The 20,996-nt window shown below is 44.9% G+C and carries 11 protein-coding genes (1 of these 11 cut by a window edge); 1 reads left to right on the forward strand and 10 read right to left on the reverse strand.

Features of this window, described 5'->3' with window-relative positions:
* The 10 genes from ACYCSE_RS26005 to ACYCSE_RS26050 form a co-directional block, all read right to left on the reverse strand.
* Positions 1-563, reverse strand: the 5' end (the start) of a protein-coding gene (locus tag ACYCSE_RS26005) for an SDR family NAD(P)-dependent oxidoreductase (protein ID WP_459700649.1). Its footprint begins 19,132 nt before the window's first position; 563 of the gene's 19,695 nt are visible here — the first part of the coding sequence; it begins with the start codon at positions 561-563; the stop codon falls past the left edge of the window.
* Positions 547-11,688 (reverse strand): amino acid adenylation domain-containing protein, encoded by an 11,142-nt coding sequence (locus tag ACYCSE_RS26010; RefSeq protein ID WP_459700651.1) that lies wholly within the window; start codon positions 11,686-11,688, stop codon positions 547-549. The genes ACYCSE_RS26005 and ACYCSE_RS26010 overlap by 17 nt, the downstream gene beginning before the upstream one ends.
* A 221-nt stretch (positions 11,689-11,909) precedes the next feature.
* Complete coding sequence (locus tag ACYCSE_RS26015; protein WP_013310979.1) at positions 11,910-12,659, reverse strand: polyketide synthase; 750 nt, start codon at positions 12,657-12,659, stop codon at positions 11,910-11,912.
* A gap of 45 nt (positions 12,660-12,704) precedes the next feature.
* On the reverse strand, positions 12,705-13,466 hold the full coding sequence (locus tag ACYCSE_RS26020) for an enoyl-CoA hydratase/isomerase (protein WP_254329807.1): 762 nt from the start codon (positions 13,464-13,466) through the stop codon (positions 12,705-12,707).
* Complete coding sequence (locus ACYCSE_RS26025) at positions 13,463-14,725, reverse strand: hydroxymethylglutaryl-CoA synthase family protein (RefSeq protein ID WP_069289930.1); 1,263 nt, start codon at positions 14,723-14,725, stop codon at positions 13,463-13,465. The genes ACYCSE_RS26020 and ACYCSE_RS26025 overlap by 4 nt, the downstream gene beginning before the upstream one ends.
* A gap of 15 nt (positions 14,726-14,740) precedes the next feature.
* Entirely contained in the window at positions 14,741-15,979 is a 1,239-nt protein-coding gene (locus ACYCSE_RS26030) for a beta-ketoacyl synthase N-terminal-like domain-containing protein (RefSeq protein WP_459700655.1), read from the reverse strand.
* Positions 15,976-16,215 carry an acyl carrier protein gene (locus ACYCSE_RS26035; protein WP_459700657.1) on the reverse strand — a complete coding sequence of 80 codons (240 nt, stop codon included), beginning with the start codon at positions 16,213-16,215 and terminating at the stop codon, positions 15,976-15,978. The genes ACYCSE_RS26030 and ACYCSE_RS26035 overlap by 4 nt, the downstream gene beginning before the upstream one ends.
* A 49-nt stretch (positions 16,216-16,264) precedes the next feature.
* Positions 16,265-16,993 (reverse strand): 4'-phosphopantetheinyl transferase family protein, encoded by a 729-nt coding sequence (locus tag ACYCSE_RS26040; RefSeq protein WP_459700659.1) that lies wholly within the window; start codon positions 16,991-16,993, stop codon positions 16,265-16,267.
* Between the two features lie 165 nt (positions 16,994-17,158).
* Complete coding sequence (gene loaP / locus ACYCSE_RS26045) at positions 17,159-17,680, reverse strand: antiterminator LoaP (protein ID WP_459700661.1); 522 nt, start codon at positions 17,678-17,680, stop codon at positions 17,159-17,161.
* Between the two features lie 492 nt (positions 17,681-18,172).
* Entirely contained in the window at positions 18,173-18,850 is a 678-nt protein-coding gene (locus tag ACYCSE_RS26050; RefSeq protein WP_061828475.1) for an MBL fold metallo-hydrolase, read from the reverse strand.
* Between the two features lie 953 nt (positions 18,851-19,803).
* Between ACYCSE_RS26050 and cysK the strand changes: the two genes are divergently transcribed.
* Positions 19,804-20,745: a cysteine synthase A gene (gene cysK, locus ACYCSE_RS26055; RefSeq protein ID WP_459700663.1), complete on the forward strand. Its 942-nt coding sequence runs from the start codon at positions 19,804-19,806 to the stop codon at positions 20,743-20,745.
* Positions 20,746-20,996: the final 251 nt, after the last annotated feature.

Below are 20,996 nucleotides of genomic sequence, written 5' to 3' on the forward strand. Positions count from 1 at the left end.
GCGCTAGTACCTCCAGTGCCTGCACCAATTTCAATGATTCGAATCGGTACCGACGGGTTATGCTTGATCCGCTCATTTAGATAGGAAACTACGATATCTCCCAGCACTTCATTAAAGTAATCCGCTGCAGGACTGTTCTTATATATACCTTCTACCAGTTTCATGGAGGAATTAGGAAAAATGATATCGGTGGCTGGTATCTTCCCGGTTAAAATTTCCGGCAGCTTGCGCAAGGTCGATCCTACCAAAAATACCCAGGCTGAGAGATCCGGATTTTTCAGCCATGCCCCTTTCTTCCATTCCCACTCCTTCCATACAGCCTGCAGATCGACCGAAGCAGTACCCGCTACGCTATATGACTCTCCATTGCAGTACAAATACTGATTCCGTACCAAAATCTCTATGCTTTCTTCAAGCCAACGATCGTATAAATTCAGTAAGCCGTTTTTTGTTTTAAAATCCGCCATCATAGCTTTCTTTTCCATTTGCGCATATGGACATAATCCCATCAAGCGCAAATGACTCCATAACAGCCTGCATAAGATATCATTCATTTCCTTCATCTGTAAGCCTCCATTCCCGTTCAGTCCCTCGTGTCGCTCCATCCTGTTGCGAGTAAGCTTTGCTGTCGACTGTAGTCGAGGACATTGTCTCGTATGCAGCCGCTAGATAAGAAAGATCCGGCATCTTCTTTATTTTTACACTGGCAGAAATATGACTCTGGATGTTTTGGATATACGAAGGAATAGCTTCGAGATTTGAAGCATCGATGTCTTCCTTATTCATTTCCGAAACATTTGCCGTTTTGGCAAGTGCCTTTTGGGCAATGAACGAATCTGTTGGCTTTACAGCATCTGCAGATTCAATGGAAGCCGATTTAGTTTTAATATCCGTGATCCAGTACCGCTCCCTCGCAAAAGGATAGGCCGGCAGGCTGATTCGCCGCGGCTTGGAATCCCCATAAAGCAGGTTCCAATCCATTGCCAGTCCCTTGACCCAGAGATCAACAACCTTCGAATATTTCCTTTTCCCTATCCAGGCAGCAATCATTCTCTCCATGTCTTCATCTTCTACCAGCGCCGTCAGCGCCTCCTTATTCCGTTTGACCTGGCCCCGGTACAACTCAGGGATTCCATCTCGTCCTTCCAGGAATCCTTCCAGCTTATCCACCAGCTCCTGCATAGACCCTGCAATCACTGCCAGCCGTTCTTCCATGGCTTCGCGTCCCACCTGCAGCGTGTAGGCCACATCGGCCAGACTGCTTTCGCTGAGCTGTCCTTCCCGCATAACGGCTAGCATTCTCTCGGCCTGCTTTTTCAGTCGTTCTTCATTTTTGGCTGACAATACGATGATCGCAGGCTTCTGAGCCGTAACGCTCATGGGCACCTTCTCTTCCGCAATGTACTCTTCGATGATGACATGTGCATTGGAGCCTCCCGCTCCAAACGATGAAATCCCGGCTATCCTCGGATATTCCCGCGTCTCTCCATCGATCTCAACCACCGGCCGTCTCCATTCCCCCAGCTCCTGCTGGACGACGAACGGCGTCTGACCGAAATGGATGTTCGGATTCAATTCTTGGGCATGCAGGCTGGGAACCAGCGTCTGGTTTTTCATCTGCAAGATGATTTTCCCCACCCCGGCGATGCCCGCTGCCGCCTCCAGATGTCCGATGTTGGACTTCACAGAGCCTATGGCGCAGAATCCCGTATCCGGCGTATCCTTCCTGAATGCCTGAGTCAGACCCGTCACTTCAATCGGGTCTCCCAGCTCCGTGCCTGTTCCGTGGGCTTCAATATAGCTGACCGTCCGCGCATGTACCCCCGCTCGCTCTAGGGCCGCCCGGATCAGTTCCCCTTGGGCTGTCGGGTTCGGCACTGTATAGCCGTTGGTCTTGCCTCCATGGTTAATGCTTGTCCCCCGGATCACCGCATGGATGAGGTCCCCATCAGCGATCGCCTTGGACAGCGGCTTTAATAGGACGACCCCCGCGCCTTCTCCAGGGACAAACCCATTGCCTCCTTTGCCGAAGCTCTTGCACTGCCCGTCTGCTGACAGCATGTGGTTGGCGCAAAGTCCCACATAACTGAGCGGATGGAGATACAGATTTACTCCGCCTGCAATAGCCATTTCGCATTCTCCGCGGTACAGATGCTCACAGGCTTCATGAATCGCGGTCAACGAGGACGAACACATCGTATCGATCGGCATGCTTGGTCCTTGCAAATTAAAGAGGTACGAAATCCTATTCGCTACCGAACTAAAGGATATTTGGGGAAATATTTGCGCTCCCTTCTTCCATAATTCCGGCCCATAGAGTTCGTAGCCCGTCTTAGTAATTCCGGCAAATACGCCTACCCGGCGGTTATGCCGCACCGCAAGCTGTTCCCGGGTGTAGCCCGCGTCCTCCAGTGCTTCCCAACAGGCTTCAATGAACAGCCTTTCCTGCGGGTCCATACCGAGTGCTTCCCGTGGCGAAATATTGAAAAACAGCGGATCGAATTCTGCAAATCCTTCGATAAAGCTCCCCCATTTGCTGTAGCTTTTTGCATTCACCACCGCTTCCTGTGGATCAGGATGGAAGAACCCTTCCATCGTCCAGCGCTCACGCGGGATTTCGGTGACACAGTCCTTCCCTGCTTTTAGATTTTCCCAATATTCGTTCATGTCCCTGGACCAGGGATACTTTCCAGCCATCCCGATGATCGCTATCGGTTCACGCATTTCCGCAGGAGCAGACCCCGCCAAGCTTCGGACGGGCTTCGCTGCCGCCTTTGCCGCAGATGGCACGGCTTCTTCTTCGACATACAGCGGTGCCGCAACTGTTTCCTCCGCAGGCTGTATGTCATGGCTCATCCCGGCCCACTGCATACACTCCTGCGGGTATTCTGCCACAAAATATTCCGTCAAAGCACGCAAGGTTTGGTACTCATAAAACAACGTCTGGGACAGCTCTCCAAAGAAGCCCGCCAGCTTGGCATTCAGCTGGGTAATCATGATCGAGTCGATTCCATAGGTTTCCAGCGGTTCATTGGTTTCAATGCTGCCGACGCTCAGCCGGGTCACCTCTCCAAACAGTACCTTGAGACTATGCAAGGTTTTGTCGTAGAGCAAGCCTGCATCCAGCATAGGTACGCTTGCCTGGTTAGGTACAGCTGCCTGGATGGCACGGACGCCGGCCTGTGAGAAGGCTTTCGTCAGGTAGGCCTCAATTTTCTCAGGTTCTCCTTCCATGACCATTACCTGCTCCTTGCCGGAGGCCAAGCTTTGGTACAACGCCCTCATTCCCGACCGAGTCTGCATGGCTGTAATGCCCATGTTTTGCGTCATGATCTGTTCCGAATCCGCATCGATCCGCATCCCGCCCTCTTTCCATAGCGGCCAGTGGATAGATAACGTCTGCCCCCGCCGTTGCTTGGCCTCTACCAGGGCATTCCGATATTCGGCGTATACGTCCATAAAGGCATTGGCGGTCGCATAATCAGCCTGTCCCGGATTGCCCAAGCTGCCCGATATGGAAGAAAAGAGCACGAAGAAGTCCAGGTCCTGACCGCTGCTCGCCTCATCCAGATGGGCTAGTCCGCTCACCTTCGGTCCCAGCACCTCTATAAATTCTTCCCTTGTTTTCTTGATGATGAAGTTATCTTGAATCACCCCTGCACAGTGGATAATCCCATGGACACGTCCATATTCCTGCTCGATGCTGTCCAGTAAATCGATAACCGTCTTCCTGTCGGTGATATCGCCTTGCCTGTACACCACGCTGGCCCCTGAAGCTTCCAACTCCTGCAGCTTCGTCTGCTTGTCTCGGTCCAGCGGCGACCGCCCCGTCAAAATGAAGGTCGCTGCTTGCGTCTGTCGGGTAATCTCTTCTGCAACCAGCAGCCCCAGACTGCCGGAGCCGCCGGTGATCAGATAGACTCCACTATCTCTCCATGGAAGCCCCTCTTCTTGCCCAGATGTTACAAGCCTGCTCCAGCAAGCGGTTTTCCGTTGACCTTCCTCATAGCGAATCCAGCCATCCATCGGGCTTCGACTGTTGTCCTCCAGCTTCGCCAGGATGCCTTCCGCCTGTTCTCCCTGATCCACTTCAATCAGCTGCCCGATGAATTTTGGATTTTCCAGCCGGGCTGTCTTCAACAGTCCCGAAAGCCCCGAAAAGAGCCGCCCTTCCCCAGAGTTCCGCACCACAATCTGGACCAGTACTCTTCCCTTCGGCTTGTCTTTGAGCATACTTTGGATGCTCTCAAAGGCCTGAACAGCATAGGCCTGGAATCGCTCATCGACCCGGCCTTTTCCGGATTGAAAGGCCAGCACCTGCGCAGCTCCATTCAAGCTCGCTTCGAGTTTCTCGTGCAAAACTTCTTCCGGCTCACAAAGCAAGACCATTCGCCGATCATAGGCAGGAGCTTCGGCTTCCAGCGGTATGTCCTGCTTCTTCCAGGCAGGCTCAAATAGCAGTGTACAGCTACTCGTAACCGCTGGCGCTTTCGCTGTTTCGGTTCTTACTGCTCTAGCCTCAACCTCTGGAGCCCAACAACGCTCCTGTGCAAAAGGATACGTAGGTAGACTTATTCTTTTCGGTATGACATTGGAATATAGCAATCGCCAATCTATATAGAAGTCTTTGGCCCACAACTCTGCCAGCTTGTTCATTTCACGATTTGCAATCCATTTGCTCATTAATTCCTTGAAAACTTCTTCCTGTTCAAATAATTGCACTGAATCTTTTGACTGATTGTTTTCTCCCCTCCAGCAGTTCTCGATATGTGCTTGTTCATTCGTGAACGATTGGAGCTTTTGTACCAGCTCGCTCGTATTCTTTACGATAAAAGCTACCCGGTTTTTCATTGCCATTCGTCCTGTCTGAAGCGTAAAGGATACATCCGACAAATTAATGTCTTCAGAAGCTATCAAAAAATCTGAAAGCTCTTGTGCATACACTTTAAGCCGATGATGATGCCTTGCAGATAATGGAATCAGATAGATAGCATCTTCGTTCACAGAATGATCTTTAAATCGTTCTGATTCAGCATTGGCTACAAATTGTTCAAATATGGCATGAGCGTTAGTTCCGCCTATTCCAAAGGAGCTTAACGCCGCCCGGTGAGGAGCCGACGCCTTCTCCCATTTTTGGAGACGATCAACAACATAAAAGGGTGAATCGGGCAAATGGATATCAGAGTTTGGTTTTTCGTAATTAAGCGAAGGAGGAATCTCATTATGGTATAGGCTTAAAGCAACTTTAATGCACCCCGCCAAACCTGCTGCAGTATCCAGATGCCCGATATTGGTTTTGACCGATCCAATACCGCAAAATTGTTTTTTGGTCGTATACTGCCTGTACGTTTCATTTAAGGCAGCAAACTCAACAGGATCGCCCAATTTTGTTCCGGTTCCATGCGTCTCGATATAACTGATAGATTCGGGATGAATTCGGGTTGATTCTATCGTCTTCTGAATAACCTCAGCCTGACCTTTGACACTTGGGGCATAAAACCCTAATTTGTCGGTTCCATCGTTGTTCACACCTACTCCCCGTAAAAGCGCATAAATATGGTCACCGTCTCTAACGGCATCTGGCGCTTTCTTCAGTAGAACAACCCCGACCCCTTCTCCGCCAATCATCCCATCTGCCGACTCGTCAAAGGCTTTAATATGTCCATCACTGGAGAAATTCAAGCCGGGTTGATGCACATAGCCTAAACTGGTGAAAGGAAAGATCGTGGATGCTCCGACTAAAGCGTATTTGGCTTCACCGGATAGCAGGCTTTGCGAAGCCAGACGCAATCCGACTAATGAGGAAGAGCAGTTCGAGTGCACAAACAGACTCGGACCTTTAAATCCTAATTTATGAGAGATCATGGTAGGAATTGTCCCACCCTGTGCTAAGATCCAGGTTACATATTCATCCGCGTTCTTCAGGACATTAGGCGATTGCGATGCTAAATTGGGAATAAATGCTTGATAGAAGCTGCTGCTTGCCGACATAAACACACTGGTATCAGGAATTTCTTTGCTAATATAGCCAGCATCCTCAACGGCTTTCCATGAATGCTGCAACAGCAATTTCATTTGAGGATCCATAAACTCTGCATTTTTCTGTGATAAACTGAAAAACTCAGGGTCGAAATACTCTTTTCCTTCAATTGTGCATCGTCCAGGAACATAGCCTCGATTGCCGACGATTTCTTTTTCCAGCCCTAATCCAACCAATTCTTCCTCGGAAAAGAAGCGAACACTCTCTACCCCTGCCCTCAAATTGCTCCAAAACTCGGCATGGTTTTTGGCCCCTGGAAAATGACATGAAATCCCTATAATTGCGAGACTATCCTCAAAATAATCTGGGTAGGGTGGCTTGAGATCATTTTCGCCTGAATCCATTTTCGGTAGGGATGTCTCAGCTGTATCTGTTTGTTCCGGTGTATGTGATTGTTCCGTTTGAGAATCAACATTCTCGCTTCTTGTTTCTGTTATATAGGCACTGAGTTCCTTAACTGTGGGATACTTGAACAATGCTGTCACCGAAATATCGCATTCCAACAATTCCTTGACCCTTCCGATCACCTCTGCTGCTGAAAAAGAATTCCCACCTACGTCAAAGAAAGCATCATCTGTACTTAGATCATCAACATTCAGAAGTTTTTTCCATACCGTTAGAACTTGCTGTTCAACATCCGATTGTGGTAAGTGGATCTTTCTTGTTGTTGCTAACTCGATCCTGCGATTCATTAATTCTTTTCGATCTATTTTCCCATTAGGGGTCAAAGGCAGCTTATCTAGCTCTATAAAAAATGCGGGTATCATATAATAGGGCAAGAAAGTTTTTAAATAGTTTCGCACTTCCTTCGGATCGAGAGGAGGCTTACCGGACTCGGAATTGTTCAGCAAACAGTAGGCAACAAGCTGCTTATTCCCCCCCTGTTCCTTGGCAATCACGACACAATCATCGATTCCTGGATATGTTCTGACCTGACCTTCAACTTCACTTAGCTCGATCCGAAACCCGCGAATTTTCACTTGATAATCCATCCGTCCCACATACTCAATAGAGCCGTCCGAAAGCCACCTGCATAAATCTCCAGTTCTGTAGAGCTTGGTTTCCGGATTGAATGGGTTGTCTATGAACTTTTCAGCCGTAAGCTCTGGCTGGTTCCAATAGCCTCTGGCCAATCCGCTGCCCGAAATAAAAAGCTCTCCCGGAAGACCGACAGGCACAGGTCTAAGATGTTTGTCCAAAATGTAAATCTGGGTATTTGCGATAGGCTTACCGATCGAAACAGGCTTATCTGCGTCGATCTTTTGAATTGTAGACCAAATTGTGGTTTCAGTCGGACCGAACATATTCCATGCGTCACAGCTGTTATGAACAAAATAAGATTTCAACGTTTCCGAAAGGGCTTCCCCTCCGCAGAGAACTTTCATATTCTCTTCGTTCTTCCAGCCGGCTTGAAAGAGCAGGGTCCAAGTCACAGGAGTGGCTTGCATAATTGTCGGTTTTATTCTTTGAATTTCCTGCTTAAGTCTTTCGGCATCCTTTATATTTTTGGAACTGCAAATATGGCATTGAGCCCCCTTAATCAAAGGCAGATATAATTCCAGTCCCGCTATATCAAAGCAATACGTTGTCACTGCAAGTAGTTTGTCCTGCTCTGTTAAACCGGGCTGCTCTCCCATGGAAATAAGAAAGTTGGTCAACGCTTTATGTGGAATCATGACCCCCTTGGGTTTCCCTGTACTTCCAGAGGTATATATCACATATGCCAAATGGTGAGGTTGTACTTCCCGTTTGATTGTCCTTCTACCCTTCACATCACTTTTCTGATGATCCCAGTCTTTATCAAGGACAATACAGCTAACGTTGTTCCCTTCCAAGCGTGACACTTTCTCCAACAACCCCGATTGCGTAATGACCAGTGAAACATTGGAATCCTGAAGCATATACTCCAATCGATCCTCCGGATATTCCGGATCGAGCGGCACGTAGGCTCCACCGGCCATCAGGATTCCCAACAGCCCAATCACCATATCTAAAGAACGTTCCATGCAAATCCCCACAAGAGTATCAGGAGTTACCCCATGTTTCTGCAAATATAAGGCCAGCAAAGTGCTCTTTTCTTTTAGTTCCCCATAGGTAAGCGATTCCTTTTCATATACAACTGCAATAGCTTCAGGTGTTTTTCTTGCCTGTTTTGTGAATAATTCAGGAAAGCATTTATCAGGATAACTTGTTCCGGTAGCATTCCAGTCATTAAGGATGATGTCCTTTTCCTCTGGTAAAAGTAATGAATGCTCCTCCAAGGGCCAAGTGGGATTCTCCATAAGTGCTTCCGCTAATTCTATATAACGCTCTGCCATCTGTATGATGGTTGAATGATCGAACAAATTGGAGCGATATTTGATATTTAATATCATTTCCTCTTCCTGCTCTTGCATTTCCAATACCAACTCGTATTCGCCTTCCTGGTGAATTTCTTCAACCAATTCGACGAAAAAGATATCTTTATATGGCTTGCAAAGTTGCCGAAAGCTTGAAGTTGGAAGGAAGTTTTGATAAGAAAAGGCTGCTTGGAAAACAGGTGAGCTCGTCTGTATCCGCGGCACATTCAATTCTCGGACCAGAGCCGGAAAAGGATACGAAGCATGATCCATTCCATCGACTACTGTCAGCTGCAATTTTTTCATGAAATCCAGGAATGTCTCTGTTTCCGATACCTGACTCCGTATTGGAAGCATATTGACAAAATAGCCGATTAAATTATCAAAACGCTGCTCCGGGCGCACCATAACTGGCATTCCAACAATGATATCTTCCTGTCCCGAATACTGGTTAAGCAATACCGTATACATACCTAACAAGACTGTAGACAAGCTCGTATATTGCGCTTGGGCAAAAGACTTTACCCGTTTGACCCATTTAAGCGGAAGCGGCTTGGAATATGTTTGTGCTTCCATGCTTTGAGCCGGAAAACCAGAGCGGTCATATGGCAGCTCCAGGGTCGGTAAAGCACCTGACAGCTGTTGTGTCCAGTAGGAACGATACTTCTCCCCTTCTGCACTCGCTAACATCGTTTGCTCCCATTTAACAAAATCGCCGTAGCTCGCTGCGGGTGGCAACACCGTCGATGTCTTTCCCTGTACCACGTTCTTATAGGCATTTAAAAAGCTTTGTATAAACAAGCCGAAAGAACTTCCATCAAAAATAATATGGTGGATGACAACCAGTATGAAATGTTCCTGTTCAGATCTGGACATAACATAAATACGCATCAAAGGATCCTGTTCCAGCATGAATGGTTGCTTTGCTTTATTGCTAATAAATGGAATAATCTTATCTACTTCCAAGACTGAAATATCCTCCACTTGCACATGAAGCGGCTGCGTGGGCTGCAGCTTTTGATAAGGTATCCCATTTTCCTCTTCAATCACACTTTTTAAAATAGGATACTGTTCTAAAACGATGTGAAAAGCCCGTTTAATGCTCTCAATCTCAATCTTCGTATTAAACCGGAGGCATATTGGTATATTGTAAGCATTCATCTCAGGGGACATTTTATGTAATAGCCACAACCCTTTCTGAACTTCAGAAAGCGGGTTCCTTCGGAAACTGAGCGAATTTTTCTCAGTATTGACCTGTACAGTGGATTTATCTTCTTCAACCTTTTGGGCTAAATATGCCGATAATAGTTGAATCGTCGGGTTCTCTAAAATTTCTCTTGCTTTAACCTTGATCGGATAGGACTTCTCAAGGCCGCGTATAAGCTTCATGACAAGAATAGAATCGATGCCATAACCATGAAGATTTGTATTCAAATTCATTTCCTCGTGCTTGAGATTCAGTTCCCAACACAAAAATTGCACTATATACTCCTGAATCTTCGACTGAACCAACGAAATGACATTTTTGGTAGCGTCATGGTTTTCTGCAGCGGTTTCTTCCATATTCGAATGTGATGGTGAAAACCCACTCCGATATTGATAAAGTGCTTGAAGCTCTTGTTTGATATAAGCATTGCGGCAGATCTTTCTTTGGATTTTCCCACTTCCCGTTTTGGGTATACTTCCCTTAAGCAGCAAATAGATATCGTAAATTTCAAGTTGATGCGTATCGGATACGGCATTCAGTATGTTTTCGACCAACCGTTTATATTCCTGCTCATGAAGGGGCGCTTCAATTTCCTGTACGACGATTACTTTTTCCTGACCATTGATTTCAGAGGAAAATACAGCGATGGGCAAGGTCAACTCTGGCATATTCTTTTGGATGGTCCATTCAATATCGACGGGATGATGATTTTTGCCGCGAATAATGATGACTTCCTTCTCTCTACCGATGACATAGATATGATTATCCGCAATGAAGCCAAGGTCCCCGGAACGAAAAAAGCCGCCTTCTTTTGTATCAGAAAGGGCTACCTCAAAAGTGCTATTCGTTTCTTCCTTCCTGTTTAAATATCCCTCTGCCATCCGTGCGGATTTAATCCAAATCTCGCCGACTTCCTCCGGTAAGCATTGTGTATGTCTTTCAGGATGAACAATTCGTATTTGCGTCGGATCTTCAATCTCCCCACAGCTCACTACGGACTTCGATTTGTTCTTCTCATCCGTGTATTGGACTCTTCGTTGCTCCAAGCTAGGGATATCTAAATTAAGGAATCTCATCGACTGACCTGGTTTTATACTGGCGACAGGGCACAGCTCCGATAAGCCAAGGAGGGGACAAAATATATCCTCTCGTAGCCCTAATGCCCGGAATTTATGGATGAAGTTCTCGTAAGTTTCCTTCCGAATGGGCTCACCTGCACATATAATCGCTTGGAGATGGCGAAGTGAATATTGCTTAATTGAAGCGATGTCCAGTGTGGAGCAGCAATAATCGAACGCAAAATTTGGCGCTGCCGTATGGGTAGCCTGATACTTGTCAATCATATGAATCCAATTTTCCGGATTTTTAGCGAAGCTTTCTGGCGGGAGAATAATGCTCGATGCCCCGTTTAAAAGTGGGACTAAAATATTGTTATGCAGTCCAAAAGCATGAAATTGCGGCGTCCAGGAAACAACACGACTATTCCGGTCAATTCTCCATTGCTCAGCCTTGGCCTGATTCATCAAGCAGCTGTGACTAAGGATTACACCTTTTGGTAAGGATGTTGAGCCCGATGTATACATCAAAAGAGCAGTATCCTGCGGCGCTGGCATTCTCATTTCTATGTCAACGTCAACGGCGTCTTCTTGAAAGATTTCATCAATATTCAGGATACGGATTGAATTAAACTCCTCCCGTGTTTGGAGAAATGCTTTGAAGTCCGTATTAGTTATGATACATACGGCTTGGGAATCCCTATAAATAGGCATCATCTTCTCAAAGATTTTTTCATCCGGCTCCGAATCTGTAATAGGTGTAGGTATGGCCACGATATTTGCATAAAAACATGCCAGCATGCTGCTGATATATTCCAGGCCCTGAGGAAATACAAGAAGTGCCCGTTCCTGCTCAGCCAGTTCTTTCAAAAGGATACTGCCCAAAGACTGTATTTGATGTAGAAGCGTATTTCCGGAAAGAATTTGAGGACTCTGGCCTTCTTTCTCAAACGTAAATAACTCTTTTTCAGGAAATTTCCGGCAAGTTTCAATAAAAGAAGCGATCGGAATATCAAGGTTCCATGTTTGGTCATGTTTTCGCATCATTCTCCACCAACTCCTCAGAACACAAAGTTTATATAACATGAGCTAAAGGCTTATCACCCTGTCCATTTTGAGCTATTATTCACGTTTGAAGCATTGCCAGGAGTTGCCTGCTAAAATATATCAAAGAAAAAACGAGTGATGAGGAAGGCTATATGCTTCTTTCACACTCGTTGCTGGTTCGCATGAACAACCGCAAAGGCGTTCAACGAATCTCTATTTGGTTATTTTCCAAACAAGTTGATAATTCGTTCTTTAACCTCAGCTTGATGAAAGGTCTTCTCATGCATGATAAGCTCTTGTTCTACGATTTTGGGAAGCTGTTCCCGGAGTGGAGCAACCAAATGATCCTTTAGCGTGATTAAAGAAAATCTGGGTTTCTCGGCTAGCTGCCGGGCAAGATCCATTACATAGCCCATCACTTCTTTGCGGGGCAGGGTCGGAAACGGAACTCCCCGTTTCTCCAGTTCAACGCCTCGATAATTGCCCCCATTTAACAATAGTTCTTCTCCCAAGCTGAACCCTAGTTTTTTAGGAATAATATACGTGGCACCCATTCCCGGTGTGAATCCGTATCTCATAAAATTAGTTGTGTACACACTTTCCTTGCTTAGGACTACAAAATCAGCAAATAGCCCCATTACAAAGCCACCGCCCACCGCATGTCCCTGCATGGCAGCTATCACTGGAACTTTACAGCCCAATGCAAGAGAGTAAATATTTTCATCGGTAAACTTCGAGATTCCTTCATGTAAAGCCAACAGTCCCTCTTGCGTCCCACCCGTGGCAAAGTAATTATCGTATCCTGTTAGAATTACGACTTTGCAGGTTGAATCTTCTTGGATCGTCTTGAACGCTTGTCTTAGTCCATGGGTCATTTCAAGCGTAAATGTATTTTTATGAACTCTATCTTGCATTTTCACTTGAATAATGCCTCGCTCGATTTCAAGTAATTCAACCACGGATTGTGACATTATGATCTTCTTCCCCCCTGCATCCCCATCTTGTGGCGCACGCCATCAGTCCATCCACGGAAATTGCCCCGTTTCAACGTACCGGAAAATCCCCTTAAGATTTTGAGAATCTGAAAACACCTCTTGATTGGACGCCAACGCTAGTGGTTTACATTGACGCAAATCGTTGAGTTCATCCATAAAGCGCTTGTAGCGTAAGATCCCCTTCTTGGTCAATCGTCTGAGGCGTAATAAATGTTTGCGTAGTACCATCTCGCTCTGAACATCGTACGCATCAACCAATCCCCATACATGGGCCTGTTGAACCGAAACGGGCTGCGTCATTAGTGTTAAATAATGCGCTTTTTGGAATCCAATCCTGCGGACTAAAAAAGGTAGAACGCAAGCAGGAAAAAGTCCGAATAGCAATTCTGACAAGCTGAACTGTGCCGTCTCGTCAGCTATCACAATATCGCTGGCAGCAATAAATCCGACGCCACCAGCGTTTGCTTTTCCTCGCACATGAGAAATCGTGATATAAGGCCCAGTTGCTAGTTTTAACCACAGATCATACATAGACTCTGGACTCATTGCATGTTCTTGTCCACTTTCCACTTTTTCACGCATTCCCTCAAAATCCGCCCCAAAACAGAACACCTCTGGCAGACCCTCCAAAACTACGATCGTAACCGACTCTTCACACAGTGCCAGCACATGCAAGCACTCCTCGATGAGGGTATTATTAATCGTATTGTTTGCCTCAGGTCGGTAAAACCGAATATAACAAATCGATTCTTGAAAGCGAACCTGAATCGTTTGATAACTCATGATTCCCACCTGTATTTACGGTGGAATTCATAGATTTCTTCCAAATACAACCGCTGTCTCCCTTTCCCGGAAGCTATGACCCCCGGAATCAATTGAAAATCCAGCTTGGCGTTGCGGGTTCCAAATCGTACGGCGCCACTGCCTTTTAGCAGGGATTCATATTCATCCATAGATAACTGATAGCGATCATTCAAATTACGCTCAATTTCAAAACGCCGCAGATGTTCCTGGCTTTGCGGCATAACAACCCCGCTATAAAATTCAGAGCAGCAGCCTGACCCGTAGGAAAAACAGCCGATTCGCTTTGGAGCATCGAATGTACCTTGATCAATCGTACCTGCCAAGGAGAGGTACAAAGTTGCCCCCATAATATTTCCGACTCGTTGGCAATACGCTAATCCAGGCTTAACACGTTGTAAATAATCTGCCTCAATCTCATTTGGTTTGGATTGAGTCAACCTTCGCATCATCGTGCGATGCGCCCCTTTTACCATTCCGCCAAAAGGAGTATGAAAGGCAAGATACTGAAAGGTATCTTTATAATCCACTCCTTTCACCCGTTTTTGATATTCCAAAAACGCTTGCTCGCAACAATCCAGATAGGACATTAAAGACAAATCTGCATCCCCAGCCTCGCTATCTGGAATCGGCCGGCAAGTATCCATCACCTCATAGCCGTAATATCCATTAGCGCCTGCATCGATTTGAAAAACATGAGGATTTTCACTAATGAGCATTGCCACGGCCCCTGCGCCTCCACTGGGCTCAGCATAAGACCAATCCTCACTCAAGACATCCCCGCCTTCAGCAGCAATAAATCGTGAAATATCACTGGCAATTACAAGCGCTTTTGCTCCTGGAGAGACCTGAGAAAGAATAAAATTCACCGCCATTTGGAGTCCTGCAGTACCGGAATAGCAGGCTTGCTTGAGCTCAAATAATCTGCAATTCCGATTCAACCCCAAATAGTGGTGAATATATGTACTGATTGATTTCCCAAAATCAATACCTGATTCTGTACAGGTGATAAGCATTTCGATTCGGTTTTTTTCCGCTTCTGAAAGAGCGTCCACCAGCGGTTTTGCCGCATTTACTCCAAAGGTAACTGGATCTTCATAAGGCAGGGCAACCGCCTTTTCTTTCATTAATAAATTTTCGAACCTTGCAGGATCCAATTGCCTGTGTTGGGCTAATTGCATAACATCCAGATAGGCAGAGCCACCAAAAACGTTCATTGCCTCAATTCCCACGACAACCATAATCGTCCCCCTCTCTCAAATACGCGACTCACATTTTTGCATACAAATGGCAGTATTGATTCCACCAAATCCCATGCTCAGATTCATGGTATTGTGAATAATTGCTGGTACAGACTCATTCTTCACCCAATTGCAGTCCAAATGGATAGGCTCCTCCAAATTACGGGTAGGGTGAAGTCTCGACTCTTTCATTTGTAAAAGAGTAGCCACAATTTCAACCGTTCCTGCCGCGCTCAAGCCATGACCGATAATAGATTTGGTTGCATTGATATAGGCATGTGACAATTTACAATCCTGTAATGCCTTTATTTCTATCTCGTCTCCAACGACCGAGCCTGTCCCATGGGGATTAATATAATCAATCTCTTCCGGTATTAGCTTTGCTTTCTCCAAAGCTCTTCTAATCACTCGGGCTTCGCCTTCGTAAGAGGGATTGGGATTCCGGTTTCGATCCATTCCCATATCCCATCCTGCAAGTTTGGCATAAGGTTTCTCCCGACGCCTCACGGCAGAATCGGCCCGTTCTATGACTACAACCCCGCAAGATTCCCCATAGATGAACCCGTCCCGCGACTGATCAAATGGTCGACACGCCATTGCAGGTTCATCGGCATATCGGTCGCTTCCCATCGCTCCCAAGGACCGCAATGCCTGGCATTCCATATACGAAATATCCATCAATGCCCCCATTGCAATACAAACATCAACACGATCTGCTTGAATGGCCTCAATTGCTTGAATGATTGCGACTTGTCCACTCGCGGATGCACCACCGACGGTATAAGCTAACCCCTGAATGCCGAACTGTTCGGTACATAGTCCGCACAAATCAGTATCCATAAAGGAAACCCCATAGGTCGGCGGTACAAAGCACATTTTTTCCCGATAGGCCTCATAGGTCTGAAATAGCTCCCGTTGCTGTAAATTGGAGCCTCCAACCACCAGTCCAATACGGCTAGGATCAACGTTATCCAATTGGGCATCATCCCAGGCTTCTTGAAGGGTTACCATGGCTACCTGCCCCGAAAATGATGCTGTACGTAACATTCGTTTGGATAATGCCTTCGGATAAGACAAGGTTGGCAGCTCCGCACCTATAAATGAAGCTTCGCCTCTTCTGCCAGGGCGCTGCATGACGCCAAATGCATGCTGCCCTTTGAACAACGCCGAGGCAAAAGCAGCCTTCCCCTGCCCAATCGCCGAAGTCACGCCAATCCCCGTAACGACTAACTCAGACTTTTCATAATTTTTCATAATTTCGCATAAAGTGCATCTGTCAATTCCCCTATATTTTTCATGCCAGATAATTCGACACGCGGAATATTAAGAGATAATGTTTCCATCGTCTTGTTTACAATTTCGGCCCGATCTACTGAATCTGCACCCAAATCCACCAATCGATCGCCATACTCGAACGTGTGATCTTGTAATTCAGGAAGCACTTCACAAATACAACGTTTAACAATATCGAATACTTCTTCCTTATGCATGGGTATCCTCCTAAAAAATAAATGATTTAAAACTCAACAAACCTGGTATTCAGTAAGCATGACCTACAAACGGATTTCGATGAAAAATTGTATTGAATTTCTCATAAATCCGAGAAGTATTCATACTCCATTCCGTCTTCCTTGGTGCTACAATCGTGCAGATATAGTCACCTAACCGGTAAGACTGGGCAGCATATTGTGGAAAATGTGAAAATGTACTTTGGAAGTATCCATCCACCAATCTGGTCTCATTCATTTCAAGTACATGCAGCGATGTCGTAAAACCTGTGCGCAATATTTTCGACAGGGCCTCCTTCACTGTCCAAAAAACCGTCAATAAAGCTGAGTACTCCCCTACTCCCCGCACGACAGAGATTCTTTCCTTTTCTTCCGTCGTCAGTTGGCTTTCAATTGTCTTATTTCGCTTAGAATCAATCCTCTCAATATCAATGCCCATGGGATGCGCTTCGGGAAAAACAACAGCCGCTCCGATATAGTCGCAATGGGCAATGCTCACCTGGTAACTGTGGACACCATTGATTCGAAGCATGGGCTGGCCAAAGACACCTGTCTCCACACTTACGTTGCGCAGGTTTGGCTCACTTAATAGCACCGAAACTGCTTGTTTCGCACTTAGCCTGCCAAGCACAAAGTTGGATTTCCGCCGATGGAAAACCAAATTCTCAAAGTAACTACACTCGTCCGAATGAAAAACTTCCCGATCAAGGGGAGCGTCTGCGTTATAATCTGCATGGACAAAACTGACGGCCGCCTTCATCACGGCATCTTCCCGCTTCAATATTAGTTGTTCTGCATACGAGGCTACGCATATCCCCCCTAGTAAACTACTACCTTAGCAGTCCAAATCAAAAAAGGCCTTCAAATCCCTTATGGGTTCTGAAAGCTTCCTCATGGAGTATGAACTCGTCATAAGTTCTCCACTTTAAACCTTACTTATAATTTCCAACGCCACTCTCACTAACCTAATATCACCCATAAATTCCAACTGAATGACCGCTTGTCGTTTATGTCTATCTATTTTCTTAACTATACTCCCCCTTCCTTTAAGTGGGCCATCTAGGATACGTATATTGTCTCCTTCAATAATTCCAGTTGATGATTCTATACAATAGCTATCATTGCATAGACTCTCTAACATTTGTTTCTCCGAATCTCTCATTGAAGCTTCAAACTTCGAGTATCTCAATAAACGAATGATATCACTAGAAGTGCAAATCATTGAATTTGTACTGGTTACGAACTGCAAGTCAGGTAAATTCGACTCAATAAATACATAGCTTGGGAACAAAGGAGCCCATTCTTTCTTTACTATTCCTGCTACTTTAAAAAGTCTCTCTTGGAGAGGTATAAAGGGTTTGTAGACTTCAGAATCCAACCACTCATTAATAAGCTGCTTGACCTGTTCTTCCTTACCCGTTCGCACAAAAAACACGTACCAGCTCACTTAACTCATCTCCTATAAAAACGTACTGCCAAATCATCTTCTATAATGTCTACTACCCATATACATAGCTTCGCCCTTTCACTTATCCTACTTGATAAGCTACAATCTCTCACGATATATCCCTCATTAATGGTTAACGTGACCCGCCAGCGATTAACCACAGACAAGTTCCTTTATTTTTCATATAATCATATAATTGGAATAATGTTTTTCCATTATAATCCTCTACTCAAACCCTGTCAATTCACAGTTGATTGGGAACGGCAAGTTCATCATTGGATTCACAGACCTTTCTGAAAATGCTCAATTTGAAGTCATTATTATCTTTCGAGTACAGCTTTTATGTTTCTGGCGGCTCATAAAAGAACTGATCCGTGTGTTTTATACTAGTGAACTTGAGCACCTGGGGCATATACAAGCGATAAATCATTATGTACTATTTTATATATTCAATATTTTCTTTCACCATTAGCACTGGGCCACATTACAGACTCATTTGAAATCGAACAGGCCCTTTTGGTTCGGACGCATTCTAAATTTAATAAAAGATTCCTTACTCGTAAATTGAAAATAAATATTTTCATCCATGAGGTGATTGAGTGTAAAACCAGGCGCTTTACCAAATGAATGAGCAGGATAAATTTGAATAGAGTCATCAATTTCTCGCTTTATTTTTTGAACGCTATTATATAATTCTACCGGATCTCCTCCATTTGGGTCACAAAAACCACAACCTTCAATGAATATTGTATCCCCAGTAAATAAGCGATCTGACAACAGATAGCATACACTTCCCACGGTATGTCCGGGGGTCAAAAGACTTTTGATTTCCGTTTCACCAACCTTGATTGAATCCTTGTCTTTAATTGAATATAAATTTCTACATCTAAAATTATAAAAATCGATTTCGTTTGTTGACATGAATACTTGCGGGTTATATTTTTCTAGGAGTGGATTTACCAAATTAATATGATCCCAATGTGAGTGAGTTAATAGTATCGCTTTGAGATCGCCATTCAATTGTTGAAGATAGGATTCTACTTTCAATAAATCCCATGATGGGTCAACAATAGCTATGTCTCTTGTTTTCTCATCCATTACAAAATATACATAGTTAATGAAATTCATAAAACAAACTCTTAACTGTTCCATATGATAAGTCAGATTCATATCAGCTTCACTGAACCACCTTCCCAATGATTAATTAAAAACAACAAAATTCTGTTTGAAGGATTTATACCTCTTCATTTTTGGAGATAATTTACACTCAATTATAAAGCCCCCATTTCGTGATACCTACGATTATAACCATTGATGCAATAGAAAGGCTCCGACTCTCTGTTACAAGATCGCTTAATCTTGCCAAAATAAAAAACGCCTCTCCGTATGTTAACGGTGAGACGTTTTTTGTTGATCCTGCGTACCCGCTGAATGCTCCACTGCAGCTACAAGATCTCTCATTATTTTCGTTCATTTAACTTTGATGTGTCCATGGTAATTCAAGAATGCCGAGGACCGGGATCGAACCGGTACGGTAGTCACCTACCGCAGGATTTTAAAACATGAGTTTTCAATATACTGTACTGGAATAAAGTTCCAAAATCCAGCATCCTCAAGGCTTTTGTGTGTTCGTATATGTTCTCATTTGGACTGTATTCTACACAAAATACTACAGTCTGTTCCCAATAAAAAGAGCAGAAGGGATTAATTCCTTACTGCTCTTTTTGCCTTCTACTAAATACAAAATCATTATCCGCCGACCACTAGGTTAGCGGGTAGTATCTTTTGCCGTATGTGTTGTCTTACCTCATGCCACTATCGTTTATTGTACACTGTAATCTAATTTCTATCCTCCGACGCATCCTAGGAAAAAGCCAGTTTATTATGAACTGTGATAATTATTCCGAAATAAAAAAAATGATACACGGTATACATTCTTAATGACTCTCTTGGTTCTGAATAAGCTTGAACTACTTTTTATGAGTAGTAACTTTAGGCTTAGACTGTCTCCATTCGTTCCCGCTCCGTACTATGAATTAACAGGACATGGTTATGAAGAAAACTTCGTGATAATATCTATGTCATAGCAAGTAGATATGAATAAATTGTTTGGAGGGATAATTTTGACTAAAATTCACCAAAAGTTGACAGAATTAATTGGGAATACTCCTTTGTTAGCACTGCTGAACTACAGCCAAATCCAAAATATTGAGGCAAGCGTGGTAGCAAAGTTGGAATATTTTAATCCGGCTGGTAGCGTTAAGGACCGTATTGGATATGCTATGATTAAAGACGCTGAGGAGAAGGGCTTAATCAATAAAGACTCCGTTATTATCGAGCCGACAAGTGGAAATACTGGAATCGGACTTGCATTTGCAGCTGCGTCTCTTGGATATAAACTTATAATTACACTTCCTGAAACGTTTAGTATCGAACGTCGTAAGCTTTTGACTGCGTTCGGTGCTGAGCTTGTGTTAACACCGGGATCCGAGGGGATGAGAGGCGCTATCAAGCGTGCTGAGCTCTTGGCTGCCGAAATACCGAACTCTTTCATACCACAGCAATTCAGCAATCCTGCCAATCCAGAAATTCATCGCAAAACTACAGCGGAGGAAATCTGGCAGGATACAGACGGCGGTGTAGATATTTTTATCGCGGGCGTAGGTACAGGTGGAACTATTTCGGGCGTTGGCCAAGTATTGAAGGAACGAAAACCTTCTGTAAAAGTGATAGCCGTCGAACCGTTCGATTCACCAGTGCTGTCTGGCGGTACTCCAGGTTCACATCAACTACAAGGACTCGGTGCTGGTTTCATTCCAAATAACTTTAATGAAGAATATGTGGATGAGGTTTTCAAAGTTAAAAACGAAGATGCGTTTGAAACTGCACGCCTGCTTGCCAAAACAGAAGGGCTGCTTGTTGGTATTTCTTCTGGGGCTGCGGTTTATGCAGCAACACAAATTGCGAAACTTCCAGAAAACAAAGGCAAGATGATCGTGGTCATATTACCTGATACAGGTGAGCGTTATTTGTCCACTCCGCTTTTCACAGACGTAGAATTATAAAACGCCGAAGGCACGGATCCCCCTGCCTCTTTTGTTAATTTTCCAGCCACGACAAGCAAGAGCCTATAGAATTGTTTCATTAACCTAAATTGATACCTTTCTTCGCCAGCGGTCCATTTTTCGCACAACGAATGGACCGCTAGCGAAGAAAAAGTTACCTTGGCCCAGCGCGATGTCGTTGTAGCTCATCAGGCTTTTTCTGTAAAAGTGAGCTTCTCCGTAATAGTCTTGTACCACTCTGTAAGCCTCTT

It is taken from the genome of Paenibacillus sp. SEL1 (genome assembly GCF_054602535.1).

Coding starts and splice junctions, on each gene's coding strand:
- ACYCSE_RS26010 (WP_459700651.1), bottom strand. CDS start 11,688: ATGATGCGAAAACATGACCAAACATGGAACCTTGATATTCCGATCGCT.
- ACYCSE_RS26015 (WP_013310979.1), bottom strand. CDS start 12,659: ATGTCACAATCCGTGGTTGAATTACTTGAAATCGAGCGAGGCATTATT.
- ACYCSE_RS26020 (WP_254329807.1), bottom strand. CDS start 13,466: ATGAGTTATCAAACGATTCAGGTTCGCTTTCAAGAATCGATTTGTTAT.
- ACYCSE_RS26025 (WP_069289930.1), bottom strand. CDS start 14,725: ATGGTTGTCGTGGGAATTGAGGCAATGAACGTTTTTGGTGGCTCTGCC.
- ACYCSE_RS26030 (WP_459700655.1), bottom strand. CDS start 15,979: ATGAAAAATTATGAAAAGTCTGAGTTAGTCGTTACGGGGATTGGCGTG.
- ACYCSE_RS26035 (WP_459700657.1), bottom strand. CDS start 16,215: ATGCATAAGGAAGAAGTATTCGATATTGTTAAACGTTGTATTTGTGAA.
- ACYCSE_RS26040 (WP_459700659.1), bottom strand. CDS start 16,993: ATGAAGGCGGCCGTCAGTTTTGTCCATGCAGATTATAACGCAGACGCT.
- ACYCSE_RS26050 (WP_061828475.1), bottom strand. CDS start 18,850: ATGAATCTGACTTATCATATGGAACAGTTAAGAGTTTGTTTTATGAAT.